Genomic DNA, 15825 nt, shown 5'->3' on the forward strand with positions numbered 1-15825 from the left:
TGATTCCGGACGGGAGAACGGCCCGGTTGCACTTGCACCACTAGCCTTAAGACCGGAACGACCGACCGAACGGTCATGACTGGGGAAGTAAATCCCTTCGAGAGCCTCCAGGCGCAGATCGACGACGCCGCCGGATACGTCGACGTCGGCGCCGACGTGCTCGAACGGCTGAAACGGCCCGAACGCGTCCTCGAGACCACGCTCTCGGTCGAGATGGACGACGGTTCGATCGAACTGTTCACCGCCTACCGGTCGCAGTTCAACGGCGACCGCGGCCCCTACAAAGGGGGAATCAGGTATCACCCGAACGTCAGTCGCGACGAGGTGAAGGCCCTCTCCGGGTGGATGGTGTACAAGTGCGCCACCGTCGACATTCCCTACGGCGGCGGCAAGGGCGGCATCGTCGTCGACCCGCGCGAGTACTCGGCGGCCGAACTCGAGCGACTCACCCGTGCGTACGCCACGGAGCTTCGCCCCCTGATCGGCCCGGACCGGGACATTCCCGCCCCGGACGTCAACACCGGCCAGCGGGAGATGAACTGGATCAAGGACACCTACGAGACCCTCGAGAACACCACCGCACCGGGGACGGTCACGGGCAAGGCGCCATCGAGCGGCGGAAGCGCGGGCCGCGTCGAGGCCACCGGCCGCTCCGTGATGCTCACCGCCCGGGAAGCCTTCGAATACCTCGGGAAGGACATCGCGGACGCGACGGTGGCCGTCCAGGGATTCGGGAACGCCGGCTCTGTCGCGGCCCGGCTGATCGACGAGGAACTCGGCGCGAACGTGGTCGCGCTCTCGGACTCGGGGGGCGCGATCCACAACCCCGACGGCCTGGACGTGGCGGCCGCCAAGGAGCACAAGGTCGACACGGGCACGCTGTCGGGCTTTTCCGGCGCGGTCGAGGAGTTCGGCAACGAGGACCTGCTGACGATGGACGTCGACCTGCTCGTCCCGGCGGCGCTCGAGAACGCCATCGACGGGGAACTGGCCGAGCGGATCAGCGCGGACATCGTCGTCGAGGCCGCGAACGGACCGCTGACTCCCCGGGCCGACGACGTGCTGACCGACCGGGACGTCGCCGTGTTTCCGGACATCCTCGCGAACGCCGGCGGCGTCACCGTCTCCTACTTCGAGTGGGTGCAGAACCGTCAGCGGTTCGCCTGGACGGAACAGCGTGTCAACGAGGAACTCGAACGCGTGATCACGAACGCCTTCGACACGCTCACCGAGACCTACGAGACCACGGACGCGCCGAACTACCGGACCGCGGCGTACGTCACCGCGATCCGTCGGGTCGCCCGCGCCGCCGACGAGGCCGGCGTCTTCCCATAGCTCTCGGGTTTTCCCCGGGACGACGCTGTCCGCGAGCGCCGGAGTTTTACTGCACACCGCCCTAGAACCGCCGTGTCTCAGTACAAGCGATCCGTCCGCGTCGACGCGCCACTGGACGAGGTCTGGGAGTTTCACTCCCGGATCTCCGGGCTGGAAGCGCTCACGCCGAACTGGATGCACCTCGAGGTCGAGTCCGTCACCGGGCCGGACGGCGACCCAGATCCGGACATCCTGGAAGCGGGCGCCCGCATCGAGTCGTCGGTCCGCCCCTTCGAGGTCGGCCCGCGCCAGCGCTGGACGTCGGTCATCGTCGACCGGGAGGAGGGGGACGGAACGGCGATGTTCCGCGACACGATGGAAGACGGGCCCTTCGCCGAGTGGGAACACACGCACTCGTTTTTCGCCGACGGCGACGGGACGGTGGTCCGCGACAACGTGGAGTACGCCCTTCCCCCGGGCGGTATCGGCCGCGCCGTGTCGCCGCTGGCGGTCGTCGGCCTGGAGCCGATGTTCCGCTTCCGCCACCGGAAGACGCGGGAACTGCTGGAGTAAGTTGGGGGGCGTTCGGCGCCGTTTCATACTACGCTCCACACGGCGGCGCAAGGAGGGGAGAAGCTTCGTCAGGGACCCTCCACAAAGCACTTTTATCGGAATTGTGAACTCGATATCATGTCCGACAGACCGGTTACGGTCGCGGTTTTCGCGTTCGGGATCGCTGTGGGTCTCGTCGGAGTCGTCCACCCGAACCCACCGCAACATGCCACGCTGTGGATCGGGATCGGGGCCGTTTACGCGACGGCGGCGGCCGCCTTCGGCCTGTATCGGGAGCTCACAGACGAGCGATCGATCCCCTTCGCGTTCTCGATCGCCGTCGCCATCGCGTCTGTCCTCCTCACGGTCTGTCTCAGACTGATCGACGTGAAAACCGCTCGGCCGAACGAGCCGATTATCGATCTCACGTTCGTCCTCTGGCGGCCGTTGGTCCTCGTTCCGTTCACTATCGCCTTCCTCTCACCGCTCGGTATCGCGACGAACCAGAACGAGAGGCGGCTGGTCGCGATCGCACTCATGCTTCCGTTCGGTATCGCCGCCGGGAGGTGGATCTTGCGCGGGGTCCCGTGGGGTTCCATGTTCGCTGTCTACTATTTCGGGTTCTTGTTCCTGGGTAGTATCGTCGCCGGTGTCCCGATGTATCTGTACGCAAGTCGGTCGGCCCCAGAGTGACTATCTGACGTCCCGTCTGGTCACTCAAGCGTAGTTCCGAACCACTAAGAGCGGGCCGGGCCTGCCCGACGGTATGCGACTCGAGGACTACTGGGGAGTCGGGCCCAAGACGCGGGACCTGCTCGTCGAGGGCATCGGCGAGGCGGCGGCCATCGAGGCCATCGAGAACGCCGACAGCCGGGCGCTGATGGCGGCCGGATTGAGCCGTGGTCGGGCGACCCGCATCCTCCGACGGGCAAGCGGCGGCGAGGGCATGGCCGTCCTCGCCACCCGCGACACGCGCGAGGTGTACAAGACCATCCTCGACCTGGCGAGCGAGTTCGCCGTCACCCGCCACGCCGAGGACCGCATCCGGGTGCTGACCCCGCTGCGCGACCGCGAATCGATCGACGACCGCATGGACACCGTCCTGTCGGCCGTCGACGCCTGGACGGGCCTCTCCGAGTCCGATCGAGCGGCCGTGGTCGACGCCTTCGAGGCGCACGACAGCGTGGAGGGCGGGCAGCGATCCGCGGTCCGGACGGCCGTCGAACTCCTCGATCTGGGGGTCACCGGCGGCGTCTTCGACCGGGTGGCCGACCTCGACCGGGACGCGCTCGCCGAGGCGGCCGACGCGCTCGCGGCGCTGGGCGACGGCGGCGTCGACCGCGGCGCGGACGACCGACTGGACGAGCTGCGCGACCAGTACGCCGCCGTCGACGAACTCGCCGCCAACCAGAGTCAGGTCGTCGAAACTGTCCAGGGGAACGCCCGCGGGGCCGACGAGTTCCGCGCGGCCTTCCGCCGGCACGTCACCGACGAGACCGGCGTCTCGACGGCCGCGGTCCGCGAGTCGCTGCCCGACGAGGCCACCGACGCGGCGGGCTTTGTCGGCGAGACGCTGCGGACGCTGGCCGACGACCGCCGGACGGCGATGGAGGAGCGGGAAGCCGAGATCACCGCAGACCTGGAGGGCGCCGTGGAGGACGCTCGCGAGGAGATCGACGCCGCCGTCGATGCCGTGGACGACGTCGCCTTCTACGTCTCGCTGGCTCGCTTCGCCGACGCCTACGACCTCACGCGGCCCGTCTTCGTCGAGGACCGCGAGACCATCGCCGTCGCCGGGGCGCGGAACCTGAAACTCGCCGCCACGAGCCGATCGGTCCAGCCCGTCGATTACGCCGTGGGCGACCACGACCTCGACTTTTCGACTGCTGACTCGCCGCCGACCGGCGATCGCGTGACCGTCCTCACGGGGGCCAACAGCGGGGGGAAGACCACGCTGCTGGAGACGCTCTGTCAGGTCCAGTTGCTCGCGCAGATGGGGTTGCCCGTCCCGGCTGAAGCCGCCGAGGTCGACGTCGTCGACGTGGTCGTCTTCCACCGCCGCCACGCCAGCTTCAACGCCGGCGTCCTCGAGTCGACGCTGCAGACCGTCGTCCCGCCGCTGACCGACGGCGGCCGGACGCTGATGCTCGTCGACGAGTTCGAGGCGATCACGGAACCCGGCAGCGCCGCCGACCTGCTCCACGGCCTGGTCACGCTCACCGTCGACGAGGGGGCGCTCGGCGTGTTCGTCACCCACCTCGCCGACGACCTGGAACCGCTCCCCGACACCGCCCGGACCGACGGCATCTTCGCGGAGGGGCTGGACCCCGACCTGGATCTCTCCGTCGACTACCAGCCTCGCTTCGGCACGGTCGGGAAGTCGACGCCGGAGTTCATCGTCTCGCGACTGGTCGCCAACGCCGACGACCGGGCCGAGCGCGCCGGGTTCGAGACGCTCGCCGCCGCTGTCGGGCAGGAGGCCGTCCAGCGGACACTGGCCGACGCCGAGTGGACCAGCGACTAGTCGACCGTTTCGAGGTCCTCGACGGCGACGGCGACCGCCGACTGGCCGCTCGGCGCGCGGTCGTCCAGCGAGACTCTCGCGATCAGGTGTCCCTTCCTGGGCGTGTACGTGACCGACTCGACCGTTCCCGCGACTGTCTGCCCGTCGAGGCGCGTCTGTACCCGCTGTCCCTCCGCGGGTCGCCCGTCGGTTTCGTCCATCGGCGGGTGTGGACGGTCACGGTTCCTGTGTCTTGCGAATCACGACGACTGTGAGCGGCGGGCCGGCTCGATCACATTCTCGTATTATTCACAGTGGATCGTTTGAACCGCCGATACCGTTTGTAATTCGTTTGGCGAATGGGACCGGAGTAACATTTTAGTGGAATTCCGGCGTAGTTACGCGTGACGGAGGTGACACCGATGACCCGGAGTGACGAAATCACGACCGCTCGTGCCGGCCAGCAACCACGGACACCGCGGACGCTGACACGGTACGACCTCGTGCTCGCGCTCATTCCGGCGGTGTTCCTGCTGAGCGTGGTGCTGGCTCATTTCCTGGGGATCCCGATGCGGACGGCCCTGCTCGGCGCGTCGAGCGTCGGCGGACTGGCGCTTCTGGACGCGCTGTTCGTCAACCCGCCGACCCGACCGACGGGGTGAGCGATCGTTCTCTCACGCGAAACGCGACGCCTCGTCAGCGCCGGCGCCGTCACTCGTCGGTGACGGCCTCGGCTTCGGCCTCGGAGACGCGGACGCCCTTCGAAGAGAGGTGGCGCATCCGCCGCTGGGCGAAGTCTTCCTCTCTGCTGCCCCGCGTCGCCAGAACGTAGACCAGCGACCGGCCTTCGGGCCGCATGGTCCGACCGGCGCGCTGGGCACCCTGGCGGCGCGACCCCCCGAGGCCCGACGCGACGACGGCGAGTTCCGCGTCGGGGAGGTCGATCCCCTCGTCGCCGACCCGGGAGACGATCAGCGTGTCGCGGTCGCCGCGGCGGAACTCCGAGAGGAGTCGCTCGCGGCGGCTGTGGGGCATCTCGCCGTTGACGAAGGGGACGTCGAGGTCGGCCGAGAGCTCCCGACCCTGATCGAGGTAGTCGGCGAAGACGAGGGCCTTCTTGTCGGGGTGACGCGAGAGGATGTGGCGGACCTCCTCGCGTTTGGCCGGGTTCGAGGCCGCCAGTTGCCGGCGTTCGTGGCCCTCCGAGCCGACGTACTGGTTCCGGGCGTCGTCGTCGACCCAGGGGACGTACCGGATCTCGACCTCCGGTTCGGCGACGAAGCCGGCCTCGAACAGGGCGTCCCAGTCGGTCCCGATGGGCGGGCCGATCAGTGTGTAGATCTCCTCTTCCTTGTCGTCCTCGCGGACGGGCGTCGAGGAGAGCCCGAGGCGGTGTTTGGTCTGCAGGTCGGCGCTCCGGCGGTGGACCGCAGCGGGGATGTGGTGGACCTCGTCGTAGATCACCAGCCCCCACTCGCGGCTGTCGAATAGCTGCCGGTGGCGGTCCATGCCGGCGGTCTGGTAGGTGGCGATGGTCACAGGCGCGACGGTCTTCTCGCCGCCGTGGTACTCGCCGACCTGGTCCTCGGTGAGGGTCGTCCGCGCGAGGATCTCCTCGCGCCACTGGCCGGCGAGTTCCCGGCTGGGGACGAGGATCAGCGTCTCGCCGCCGACGCGTTCGAGGATGCCCAGCGCCGCGACGGTCTTCCCGGCTCCCGGTGGCCCCACCAGCACGCCGGACTTGGTCTCCATGAACTGGCTCACCCACTCGTGCTGGTAGTCTCTGAGGTCGAGATTCAGCTCCAGATCGAGGGCCTCCCCGGTGTCGAGGTCGCGTTCGTCCTGGACGGGGTAGCCCGCCTCGTAGAGAATTCGCTTGACCTCGGCCACGCGCTCCTCGGCGACCCAGCTCTCGGTGTCGGAGATGGCCGCCCGCAACTGCCCGTCGTCGAGTTTCTCCCGGGCGACGTTGCCCATCAGCGAGTCGGAGGCCGCTTCGAGGACCACGTAGCCCTCCTCGTGGGTCCGGAGGGTGAAGCGGTGGGCGCGCTTCCACTGGTCCTCGATCCACTCCTCCAGTTCCGGCGAGCGCTCGGGCAGCACGTCTCTGACGGTCCCCAGCAGTGCCTCGAACTCCTCGTAGGGGGCGCCCCAGACGTCCTCGCGGCGGATCTCGTAGAGGTAGCCGCCGCGGTGGGTCGTGTCGACGAGGTGGGCGAACTGCGAGAGCTGCGCCCGGGTGAACTGCGTCGGGTGGTCGACGACGATCTGTCGGCGCGCGGGGAAGAGGATCACCCGCTCGCGCTCGACGAGCCGCGACCAGTCGGTCGGGTACCAGACGACCGGGTCGGCCGAGACGTCCAGGCGGTCGACGGCGCGCTCCTCGGCGAGTCGATCCAGCGCGGCGCTGGCTTCGTCCTGTGTCCAGTCGAGCGCCTGGGCGACGCGGCTGGCGGTGACGACCGGCCGGCCCACGTCCTGGACCACGTCGGCGAACGCCTCGGCGTCGAGCGGTCCGTCCTCGACCGCGGTGTCCTCCACGTCGGTCGCCGCGTCCTCGTCAGTCGGCGTCGTGTCCCCCTCGCCGGACTCTGCCCCCTCGTTATCGTCGCTGTCGGTCACTGAACAGGTGTAGACGACGGACGGACAAACGGCTTACGTCCCGGTGGCGCGCGAGAAAGCGTGCCCCATGGCCGCTCACTGGATGTAGGAGGGCCCCTCCCCGTCGCAGTCGGCCTCGTGCTGGCGGGCGTCCGACTCGTCGTCGAACATGAGCCCGCACTCCTCGCACTTGTACCAGGTGACCTCGTCGCGCTGCGTTTGCACGACCATGTGTCGAATCGAACGTCCGGCGACATATGCGTTTCTCCGGGGAACCCTGAAGGCGGTGGGGCGACTACGGCCGCCCATGAGTGGCGAGCACGGCGTCGAGCTCACGGTCGCCGGCGCCGACAAGCGCGACGCCGGCCGCGGGGTGGCGCGGCTCCCCGAACCGGCGCGGCGACGGCTGGGCGTGCTCAGCGGCGACCCCGTCGTGGTCCGCGGCGAGCGCGAGACGGTCGCGAAGGTCTGGCCCACCGACGAGGACGGCGACGTGGTCCGCATCGACGCCGACACCCGCGCGAACGCCGGCGTCAACGTCGGCGAGACCGTCACCGTGGCGACGACGTCGCTCACCGACGCGAACCTCGTCTCCGTCCGCCCGACGAAGTCGCTGCCCGACGACGCGGACGCGGAGACGCTCGTCGCCGACGGACTGCTGGACCGCCCGATCCGCGAGGGCGAACGGGTCCACGTCGACGGCGTCGGCGTCGTGGTCGTCTCGCTGACCGACCCCGAGGGCCCCGTCCGGGTCGTCGAAGCCACCGACGTCACCGTCCTGCACGGGATCGACCTCGACCTCGACGACGGACGGGCGGGCGCAGAGGGCGGGCGCGACCGGTCGGTCGAGCCGGCAAGCGAGGCGGGCGAGACCGCCGGCGGGGACCTCGGAACGACCTACGAGGACATCGGCGGGCTCGACGAGGAACTGGACGTCGTCCGGGAGATGATCGAACTCCCGCTGTCGGAGCCGGACCTGTTCCGCCGGCTCGGCGTCGACCCGCCCCGGGGCGTCCTGCTTTACGGGCCGCCGGGCACGGGCAAGACGCTCATCGCCCGCGCCGTAGCGAACGAGGTCGACGCGCACTTCCAGACCATCTCCGGCCCGGAAGTCGTCTCGAAGTACAAGGGCGAGAGCGAGGAGCGGCTCCGGGAGGCCTTCGAGGAGGCCGAAGCGAACGCGCCGGCGATCCTCTTCGTCGACGAGATCGACTCCATCGCCGGCCAGCGCGACGACGACGCCGACATGGAAAATCGCGTGGTCGCCCAGCTCCTGACCCTGCTCGACGGGCTGGAGGACCGCGGCCGCGTCGTCGTCATCGGCGCGACCAACCGCGTCGACACCCTCGACCCCGCGCTACGGCGGGGCGGGCGCTTCGACCGCGAGATCGAGATCGGCGTCCCCGACGAGACGGGCCGACGCGAGATCCTCGACGTCCACACGCGGGGGATGCCACTCTCCGAGGACGTGGACCTCGACCGGATGGCGGCCCGCACCCACGGTTTCGTCGGCGCGGACCTCGGATCGCTGGTGACCGAGGCCGCGATGTCGGCGTTGCGACGCACTCGCGAGGAACCCGAGGTCACCCGTGAGGACTTCGAGGCGGCGCTGGCCGCCGTCGATCCCTCGGCCATGCGGGAGTACGTCGCCGAATCGCCGGGCGTCTCCTTCGAGGACGTGGGCGGACTCGACGAGGTGAAAGACCGGCTGATCGAGGCCGTCGAGTGGCCGCTCTCCTACACCGAACTGTTCGAGGCGACCGAGACGGATCCCCCGTCGGGCGTGTTGCTGTACGGGCCGCCGGGGACCGGGAAGACACTGCTCGCGCGAGCGCTGGCCGGCGAGAGCGACGTGAACTTCGTCCACGTCGCGGGGCCGGAACTGCTCGACAAGTACGTCGGCGAGAGCGAGAAGGCGGTGCGGGAGGTGTTCGACAGGGCCCGACAGGCCGCCCCCTCGATCGTCTTCTTCGACGAGATCGACGCCATCGCGGGGCGGCGCGGCGAGACGAACGAGGCGACCGAGCGTGTCGTCTCGCAACTGCTGACCGAACTCGACGGACTGGCCGAGAACCCCAACCTGGTCGTCCTCGCGGCGACCAACCGCCGGGAGGCGCTCGATCCCGCCCTCTTGCGGCCCGGCCGACTCGAGGAGCACGTTGCGGTTCCGACTCCCGACGAGGCCGCGCGGCGGGAGATCCTGGCGGTCCACACCCGCGGCAAGCCGCTGACCGACGACGTGGCCCTCGACGATCTGGCCGCCGAGACCGAGGGCTTCTCCGGGGCGGAACTGGACGCGCTGGTCCGGGACGCGTCGATGCGCGCCATCCGGGCGTTCGCCGGCGAACACGGCCCCGCCGAGGCCACCGAGCGCGCCGACGAGGTCGAGATCGGCCCGGGCCACTTCGAGGCCGCGCTGGCGGCGACCGACCGACCGGACTGAGCAATCGGTTCTCACTCGCCGAGTTCAACAGGAACATTCATTACATACCGGCGACTACGTGTAGCTGTCACGATGATACCGCTCGTACGCGTACGCTGTTCGCTTCTCGACTGACGCGTCACGGTATCGTTCGCAGAACGCGCCGCGGAAATCCAACCAATGAGTACATCCACGCAGCCGGAGACGACACGCCTCGAACCACCGACCGAGCGGACCCGGGAGACGGACGCCGCCCCGCTGACCTTCGCGACCGATAACGAGGTGCCGATCAGGGGGCTGTTCGACTCGGAAACCGACCAGCACTGAACGTCCCGAGAGTTCCGTTTCTACGCAAGTCCGAGCGTCGCCAGCCCGTCGAAGACGAACAGGAAGTAATAGAGCTGATACAGCCCGGCCAGCATGACGACGACGCCCGCGAGGCGCGTGATCCGATCGGTCTCCGCGGCGAGCCGTCGGAGCAAGGTGTCCCGTCCGAGGGCCGTCGCCGTCGTGACGCCGATCATCAGGACGCTCATGCCCGCGGCGTACGCGCCGAGCGTCGCGACCGTCGCGACGGGGCCCGCCGTCACCGCTGCGCCGGCCACGCCCAGGAACAGCGGCGCGGTACAACCGGCCGCGGCCGCGGCGTAGACGACGCCGAACAGCAGGTAGCCGAACGCCGAGCGCCGGCGCTCGGGGAGCGGGACGTGCAGCGTCGAGGCGCGGAGCCGGCCCAGCGCCATCGCGCCGCCGACGACCACCAGCGCCACTCCGACGACCAGTTCGAGGGTCGCGACGTTCGCGAGCGCCGCGGGCCCGACCGTCGCCAGCAGCAGTCCGAGCGTCCCGTACACCAGCGCGAACCCGAGGCTCGCGAGCAGTCCGACGACGGCCGCGCGGCCGAGCCGGGACGGGAGCGATCCCGATGCACTCTCGTCGCCGGACGTGCCGAGGTAGTAGGCGACGTATCCCGGTAACAGGGGGAACGCACAGGGTGCGAAGAAGGTACCGACGCCGAGGGTGAACGCGTAGCCGAGTCGGAGCGCCCCCAGCTCCGTCACTGCCGGGCCGCCTCCAGTTCCGCTTCGATCCGGTCGGCCTTCGCGATCTCGGAGCCGGGACGCGCTCGGTGTCGCCAGGTCTCGACCCCCTCGGCGTCCAGCACGAGCATCGTCGGGAGGCCGTCGACCCCGAAGGCCGGCCCCGTCTCCATGTCCGGTTCCATCGCGACGGGCCACGTCCCGTCGTACTCCCGCCAGAACGATCGCACCGTCTCGGGCTCGGTTTCCCAGGTGATCGACAGCATGTGGACGTCCGGCAGCGACGACCGGACGGTGCGGAGTTCGTCCATCTGTGGCTTGCAGGGGGCGCAGTAGGTCGCGAAGAAATCGAGCAGCGTCACCGTCCCCTCGGAGACGACCGGGACCGTCTCGCCGCTGGAGCCGCCCACGTCGAGCGTCTCCAGTTCCGTCGGTGCATCCTCGCTCCCGCCCGTCCCGGTTCCGGACTCTGGCCCACCGCCCGTCCCCGGGACCTGCGTGCAACCGCTCAGGGCCGTCACCGCCGCTGCGCCCGCGGCGAGGAACGCCCGACGGTCGTACCCGCGCATACCCGACGCTCGGACCTGCGCGTAGAAAAAAGGCGCGTCATGGCGCCGGGTCCCGACAGCTCACGGCCCGAACGAAACCGAACCCGTTGAGTGGGGGCCGCCGGAACCACCGATCCATGACCGACACGGTCGACCGGCTGAGCGTCTGGGCGGGCCTCGTGGCGCCGGTGCTGTCGATGTGCGGTGTCCTCTTCGCGACGGTCGCCTCGCCGCGGTTCGCCTGGACCGAACACGCGCTGTCGGAACTGGGTGCGGCGAGCGGCCCCGTCGCGACGGAGCTGACCCGGCTGACGTTCAACGGCGGGCTGATCGGCGGCGGCCTCGTCTCGCTCGGCTTCGGGTACGCGCTGTTGCGGGCGGCCCGGAACCGCGTCGAACTGACCGGAATCGGCCTGTTCGGCCTCACGGCGGCTTCGATGGTCCTGATCGGCGTGTTCCCGACGCCGCGACCCGTGCACTTCGTCGTCGCCGTCGCCTTCTTCGTCGCGCTCTCGCTCGCGATGTGGACCTACGGTGCGGGCAACCTGCTCGCCGGCGACCGGACTCGCGGGGGCGCGACGATCGGCCTCGGCGGCCTGAACGCAGCGGTCTGGACCGTCTGGGGCCTCACCGGCGAGTTCGTGCGCCCGGGAATTGCCCTGCCCGAGATCGTCGGCGCCGCAGCCCTCGCGGCCTGGCTCGTCGGCACGGCGATTTTCGTTCGCGCTCGCCCGCGACTCCGTCAGTGACCGGCGTCGGCCAGGAACCGGCTCGTCCGCGGTGCCGTCCTCCCTTCCTTTTCCGCCGACGAGGAATACACCAACGGTGGGTATCGTCAAAGATAACGTGAGCGATACGTTTACAAAACCTGATTGTCGATAGGGGAACATGCGAACGCGAGTTCTCACGGCGGTGGCGGTGGCGGCGCTCGTCGCCCTGGCGGGGTGTTCGGCCGGCCCCTTCGGCGGGCCGGGGACGGAGACGGCGGCCGATTCCGACGACCAGGCGGTCGAGTCGGAGACGGCGACGGTCAGTTCCTTCGCCTATCCCGCCGGCGCGAGTCCGTCGGGCATCGAGAACGTCTCGACGTTGCTCGACGAACACGAGGCGACGCTGTCGGGGTCGAACGTTACCCTCGAGGGCAACGTCAGTATCAGCTTCATGTCCGAGCGCGTCGGGCCGACGTTCACCATCGCCCACGAGGCGGCGAGTAACGAGACGTTGACCACCGTCACGGGCGAGTCGGGTGACTCCTTCGAGTCGTACCTCTCGCCTGACGTGCAGGCCTACCGGGTCGAGGGCGACGCCGGCGTCGAGTACGGCACCTCCGAGACGTCGGTCGACGCCGGCTTCACCGAGGGGACGCCCGAGAGCTTCACCGGTCGCACGATCCTGGCCTCGATCATCGGTCCGGCGACGTACAACGCGACCGGCGTCGTCACGCGCGACGGCACCGAACTCGTCCGGTACGAACTGGTGAACGCCTCGACGACCCCGGGCGCGGTCCTGAACGTCGGCAACGATACCGACTCCGGCGGCGCGTTCGCCGGTGACACCGACGTCTCGAGCGACGTCGAGGGCACGCTACTGGTCGACTCGGACGGGCTGATCCACGAGGCCCACTACAGGGCCACGTCGGGCGGTAACGGCGGGTTCTCCTCCGGCTTCGGCGTCCACGTCTCCTTTACGGACGTCGGTGAGACGAGCGTCGAGCGACCCGACTGGACGGGGAACGTCTAGTCGTAGCGGGCGGCGAAGGCGGTGATGTTCTCGTCGGGACCGGCGACGATCACGTCGTCGCCCGGCTCGATCCGGAAGTCGGGATCGAGGTCCGTGATGACCTCCCCCTCGCGCTCCACCGCGATTACCGTACAGCCCGTCTCGGCTCTGATGTCCGCGCCGGTGAGGGTTCGACCGGCGAGCGATCTCGCCTCGAACCTGACGACCTCCACCTGTTTGTCGTAGGAGATGACGTCCTCTTCGAAGATCGTCGATGCCAGCATCCGGCCGCTGACGGTCGCCAGCGCGAGCACGTAGTCGGCACCGGCCTGGTAGAGCTTTCGCACGCTTTCGGTCTCGTCCGCGCGGGCGATGATCTCGATCTCCGGGTTGAGGTCCCGGACCACGAGCGTCGCGAAGATGGTCATCGTGTCCGAGGCCAGCGCGAGGATGATCGTGCTGGCGTCGTCGATACCCGCGTCCCGCAGGACCGACTTCTCGGTCACGTCGCCAACGATGTCGACGTGCTCGCCCTCGTCGACGTCGACCGTCGTGCAGGGGACGCCGTCCTCGACCATCCGCTCTCTGACCGTCGACCCGACTTCGCCGTGGCCGCAGACGATGACCTCGCCCCGTTTGCGGCGGCGTTTCTCCGAGAGCGTCATCTCCTTCAGGATGCCGAGCTGGCGCTCGTGACCGGCGACCAGCAGGATGGTCTGCTCGTCGATCCGGGCGTCCGGTGACGGCGGGCTGACGAACTCGCCGCGGAACCAGGCGCCGATCACGTTGGCGCCGGTCCGCTCGCGGATGCCGCTCTCCGCGATCGTCTCGCCGACCAGTTCGCTGCCCGCGAGCACCGGGAGTTCGACGATCTCGAAGTCCTCGCCGATCTCGACGGCGTCGCCGACCTCCGTGCTGATGCCGGTCGTCACCTTGTTCGCGAGGCTCTCGCCGATGAGATGCCGCGGCGAGAAGACGTGGTCCGCCCCCGCGTAGCGGTGGTAGGACGCGATGTCCGGGTCCTCGACGAAGGTGAGACAGGGGACAGAGGGATCGGTAGCCTTGGCGGTGAGGACGATGCTCGCGTTCGTGGAGTCGTCGACGTCGGCGACCAGCGCCCGGGCGGACTCGAGGTGTGCCCCTTCGAGCGTCGCCGTCGACTCGGGATCGCCGTGGACGACTTCGACGTTCGACTCGATCAGTTCCACCGCGCGGTCCCGGTCCGGTTCGACGACCACGTACGGCACGTCGAGCACGTCGAGTTCGTCGATGAGCATCCGGATCCGCGCCGAGTACGAACAGATGAGGACGTGGTCTTCGACCTCCTCGACCTCTGTCGGGGGCGTCGTCGAGATCGTCTCCTCGAACAGGGGAAACAGCAGGACCGGCAGGGCGAGAAAGATGAGGACGACACCAGTGAGGTCCATGACGATGACGAGCAAGAGAGACTGCCAGGAGTCCCACGACGAGGAGTCCGAACCGAACCCGGTCGTGGTGAAGGTCTCGACGACGATCTGGACCGAGCGGAGGAAGCCCCGATCGATCCCCTCGAAGGTGGCCATCGCCCAGTGATACAGCAGCGCGTACCCCAGCATGATCCCGCCGAGCGCGAGCACGTAGTACCCCGTCCGGCGTTGCCACGTATCCATCGCTATCGGGTTCAAGGGCCACCCCCGACTTACCATTTCTGACCATTCGCCCCGCGGAGGCCTTTTCCCGCCCGGGACCATTGCTATCGCATGGCACGCGAAATCACGCACGAGGCGACCGGGCCGGAGATCGTCGACGAGAACGACATCGGCGAGAAGGGCGACATCGCCATCTGCATGTGCGGCCTGTCCGGCGAGTACCCCTTCTGCGACGGCTCACACCAGGCCACGGCCGACGAGGACGACGACGTACTGTACAAGTACGACGGTGACGACGACGAGAAACAGCGCCACGTGATCGCAGAACTGGTCTTCGAAGACGAGTCGGCGTAGGGATCGCTCGCTACTTGCCCTCGAACTCGGGCTCCTGGTCGGTGACGAAGGCGGTGATCCCCTCGCTGAGGTCCTCGGTGTCGAGCAGGTGGCCGAACCCGGACGCTTCGAGTTCGAGGCCGGCCTCCATGCTGTCCCAGCCCTCGCGCATGGCGCGTTTGGTGTACTTCTGGGCGATCGGCGGGCCGCCGGCGACGTTCTGCGCGAACTCGAGGGCCTTCTCCTCGAACTCGTCGTCCTCGTAGACCTCGTGGACGAAGCCGAGTTCGTGCATCCGCTCGGCCGAGATGCGCTCGGCGGTGAAGACGACGTACTTGGCCGCGCTCTCGCCGATCAGGCGCTGGAGGCGCTGGGTGCCGCCCCAGCCCGGCAGCAGGCCCAGGTTGTGCTCGGGCAGCCCCATCTCCGAGGACTCGCTGGCGACGCGCAGGTCGGCGCACATCGACAGTTCGAGGCCGCCGCCCAGCGCGTAGCCGTCGATGCCGGCCACGACCGGCAGGTCGCTCTGGCGGAACTTCCCGAACACGCGCTGGCCGTACCGGGAGTGCTCGACGCCCTCGCGGTTGGACATCGCGCCGTTGGAGGAGACGTCCGCCCCCGCGGAGAAGGCCTTCTCGCCCTCGCCCGTGATGTAGATGGTTCGCACCTCCTCGTGGTCCTCGAGGACGTCGACCGCCTCGTCGAGTTCCTCCAGCATCTGGGCGCTGACGGTGTTCATGTCCTCCGGGCGGTCCAGGACGAGCTGGCCGACGTACTCGCCCGGCGTCTCGATGCGAATGGTCTCGAAGTCGTCGTCGATCGCTGTCATTGGTGATCCCCCGTGAGCCAATGGCTCACTTGGCGAAGTAGTGGCGGACCTCCCGCCTAACCCTTTAGCGTCGGATGTGGGGGTCTTGAAGTCGCTCGGGCGGCTCTCCCTTCGGTCGCGCCCGCGGCTCACGGCTCCCACCGGCCACCGGTCGCCCACATCGAGGCGTTCGCTCCGCTCACGCCTCGCGGCTCACGGCTCCCACCGGTCACCGGTCGCCCACATCGAGGCGTTCGCTCCGCTCACGCCTCGCGGCTCACGGCTCCCACCGGTCACCGGTCGCCCACATCGAGGCGTTCGCTCCGCTCACGCCTCGCGGCTCACGGCTCCCACCGG

Annotated in this window: 17 protein-coding genes; 10 read left to right on the plus strand and 7 right to left on the minus strand. The window is 69.0% G+C overall.

Features of this window, described 5'->3' with window-relative positions:
* Positions 1 to 75: 75 nt before the first annotated feature.
* The 4 genes from U5918_RS17895 (at position 76) to U5918_RS17910 (ending at position 4390) form a co-directional block, all read left to right on the plus strand.
* Positions 76 to 1335, plus strand: coding sequence for a Glu/Leu/Phe/Val family dehydrogenase (locus U5918_RS17895; RefSeq protein WP_336003235.1), 1260 nt, complete (start codon positions 76 to 78; stop codon positions 1333 to 1335).
* 72 nt (positions 1336 to 1407) lie between these two features.
* Positions 1408 to 1887 carry an SRPBCC family protein gene (locus tag U5918_RS17900; protein ID WP_336003237.1) on the plus strand — a complete coding sequence of 160 codons (480 nt, stop codon included), beginning with the start codon at positions 1408 to 1410 and terminating at the stop codon, positions 1885 to 1887.
* A gap of 117 nt (positions 1888 to 2004) precedes the next feature.
* Positions 2005 to 2559 (plus strand): hypothetical protein, encoded by a 555-nt coding sequence (locus tag U5918_RS17905; protein ID WP_336003239.1) that lies wholly within the window; start codon positions 2005 to 2007, stop codon positions 2557 to 2559.
* A gap of 73 nt (positions 2560 to 2632) precedes the next feature.
* Positions 2633 to 4390 (plus strand): MutS-related protein, encoded by a 1758-nt coding sequence (locus U5918_RS17910; RefSeq protein WP_336003241.1) that lies wholly within the window; start codon positions 2633 to 2635, stop codon positions 4388 to 4390.
* Here U5918_RS17910 and U5918_RS17915 read toward each other — a convergent pair.
* A complete protein-coding gene (locus U5918_RS17915) occupies positions 4387 to 4590 on the minus strand; it encodes a hypothetical protein (RefSeq protein WP_336003243.1) in 204 nt (67 codons plus the stop codon). The genes U5918_RS17910 and U5918_RS17915 overlap by 4 nt on opposite strands.
* A 201-nt stretch (positions 4591 to 4791) precedes the next feature.
* Between U5918_RS17915 and U5918_RS17920 the strand changes: the two genes are divergently transcribed.
* The gene (locus tag U5918_RS17920) at positions 4792 to 5031 is read left to right on the plus strand and encodes a DUF8015 family protein (protein ID WP_336003245.1); all 240 of its coding nucleotides are present in this window, start codon (positions 4792 to 4794) and stop codon (positions 5029 to 5031) included.
* Between the two features lie 49 nt (positions 5032 to 5080).
* Here the strand turns inward: U5918_RS17920 and U5918_RS17925 are convergent, their stop codons facing one another.
* Both U5918_RS17925 and U5918_RS17930 read right to left on the minus strand, forming a co-directional pair.
* Positions 5081 to 6991, minus strand: coding sequence for a DEAD/DEAH box helicase (locus tag U5918_RS17925; RefSeq protein WP_418771354.1), 1911 nt, complete (start codon positions 6989 to 6991; stop codon positions 5081 to 5083).
* A gap of 75 nt (positions 6992 to 7066) precedes the next feature.
* Positions 7067 to 7201: a DUF7128 family protein gene (locus tag U5918_RS17930; RefSeq protein ID WP_336003247.1), complete on the minus strand. Its 135-nt coding sequence runs from the start codon at positions 7199 to 7201 to the stop codon at positions 7067 to 7069.
* Positions 7202 to 7277: 76 nt separating this feature from the next.
* Between U5918_RS17930 and U5918_RS17935 the strand changes: the two genes are divergently transcribed.
* Both U5918_RS17935 and U5918_RS17940 read left to right on the plus strand, forming a co-directional pair.
* Positions 7278 to 9413, plus strand: a complete 2136-nt coding sequence (locus U5918_RS17935; protein ID WP_336003248.1) for an AAA family ATPase — start codon at positions 7278 to 7280, stop codon at positions 9411 to 9413.
* A 159-nt stretch (positions 9414 to 9572) separates the two neighbouring features.
* Positions 9573 to 9719, plus strand: a complete 147-nt coding sequence (locus tag U5918_RS17940; RefSeq protein WP_336003250.1) for a hypothetical protein — start codon at positions 9573 to 9575, stop codon at positions 9717 to 9719.
* A 20-nt stretch (positions 9720 to 9739) separates the two neighbouring features.
* Here U5918_RS17940 and U5918_RS17945 read toward each other — a convergent pair whose 3' ends face one another.
* Both U5918_RS17945 and U5918_RS17950 read right to left on the minus strand, forming a co-directional pair.
* Entirely contained in the window at positions 9740 to 10453 is a 714-nt protein-coding gene (locus U5918_RS17945) for a cytochrome c biogenesis CcdA family protein (protein ID WP_336003251.1), read from the minus strand.
* Positions 10450 to 11001, minus strand: coding sequence for a TlpA family protein disulfide reductase (locus tag U5918_RS17950; protein ID WP_336003253.1), 552 nt, complete (start codon positions 10999 to 11001; stop codon positions 10450 to 10452). Before U5918_RS17950 ends, U5918_RS17945 begins: the two co-directional genes overlap by 4 nt.
* 116 nt (positions 11002 to 11117) lie before the next feature.
* Here U5918_RS17950 and U5918_RS17955 point away from each other — a divergent pair, with 116 nt between their 5' ends.
* Both U5918_RS17955 and U5918_RS17960 read left to right on the plus strand, forming a co-directional pair.
* Entirely contained in the window at positions 11118 to 11729 is a 612-nt protein-coding gene (locus tag U5918_RS17955) for a DUF998 domain-containing protein (RefSeq protein WP_336003254.1), read from the plus strand.
* 139 nt (positions 11730 to 11868) lie between these two features.
* Positions 11869 to 12720, plus strand: coding sequence for a DUF7537 family lipoprotein (locus U5918_RS17960; protein WP_336003255.1), 852 nt, complete (start codon positions 11869 to 11871; stop codon positions 12718 to 12720).
* Here the strand turns inward: U5918_RS17960 and U5918_RS17965 are convergent.
* A complete protein-coding gene (locus U5918_RS17965; RefSeq protein WP_336003256.1) occupies positions 12717 to 14348 on the minus strand; it encodes a potassium channel family protein in 1632 nt (543 codons plus the stop codon). The genes U5918_RS17960 and U5918_RS17965 overlap by 4 nt on opposite strands.
* 90 nt (positions 14349 to 14438) lie before the next feature.
* On the opposite strand from U5918_RS17965, the gene U5918_RS17970 reads away from it, so the two are divergent.
* Entirely contained in the window at positions 14439 to 14681 is a 243-nt protein-coding gene (locus U5918_RS17970) for a CDGSH iron-sulfur domain-containing protein (RefSeq protein WP_336003257.1), read from the plus strand.
* 10 nt (positions 14682 to 14691) lie between these two features.
* Here the strand turns inward: U5918_RS17970 and U5918_RS17975 are convergent, their stop codons facing one another.
* The gene (locus tag U5918_RS17975; RefSeq protein WP_336003258.1) at positions 14692 to 15489 is read right to left on the minus strand and encodes an enoyl-CoA hydratase/isomerase family protein; all 798 of its coding nucleotides are present in this window, start codon (positions 15487 to 15489) and stop codon (positions 14692 to 14694) included.
* Positions 15490 to 15825 lie beyond the last annotated feature (336 nt).

Source organism: Halorientalis sp. LT38 (assembly GCF_037031225.1).
In the GTDB taxonomy this organism is placed as follows: domain Archaea; phylum Halobacteriota; class Halobacteria; order Halobacteriales; family Haloarculaceae; genus Halorientalis; species Halorientalis halophila.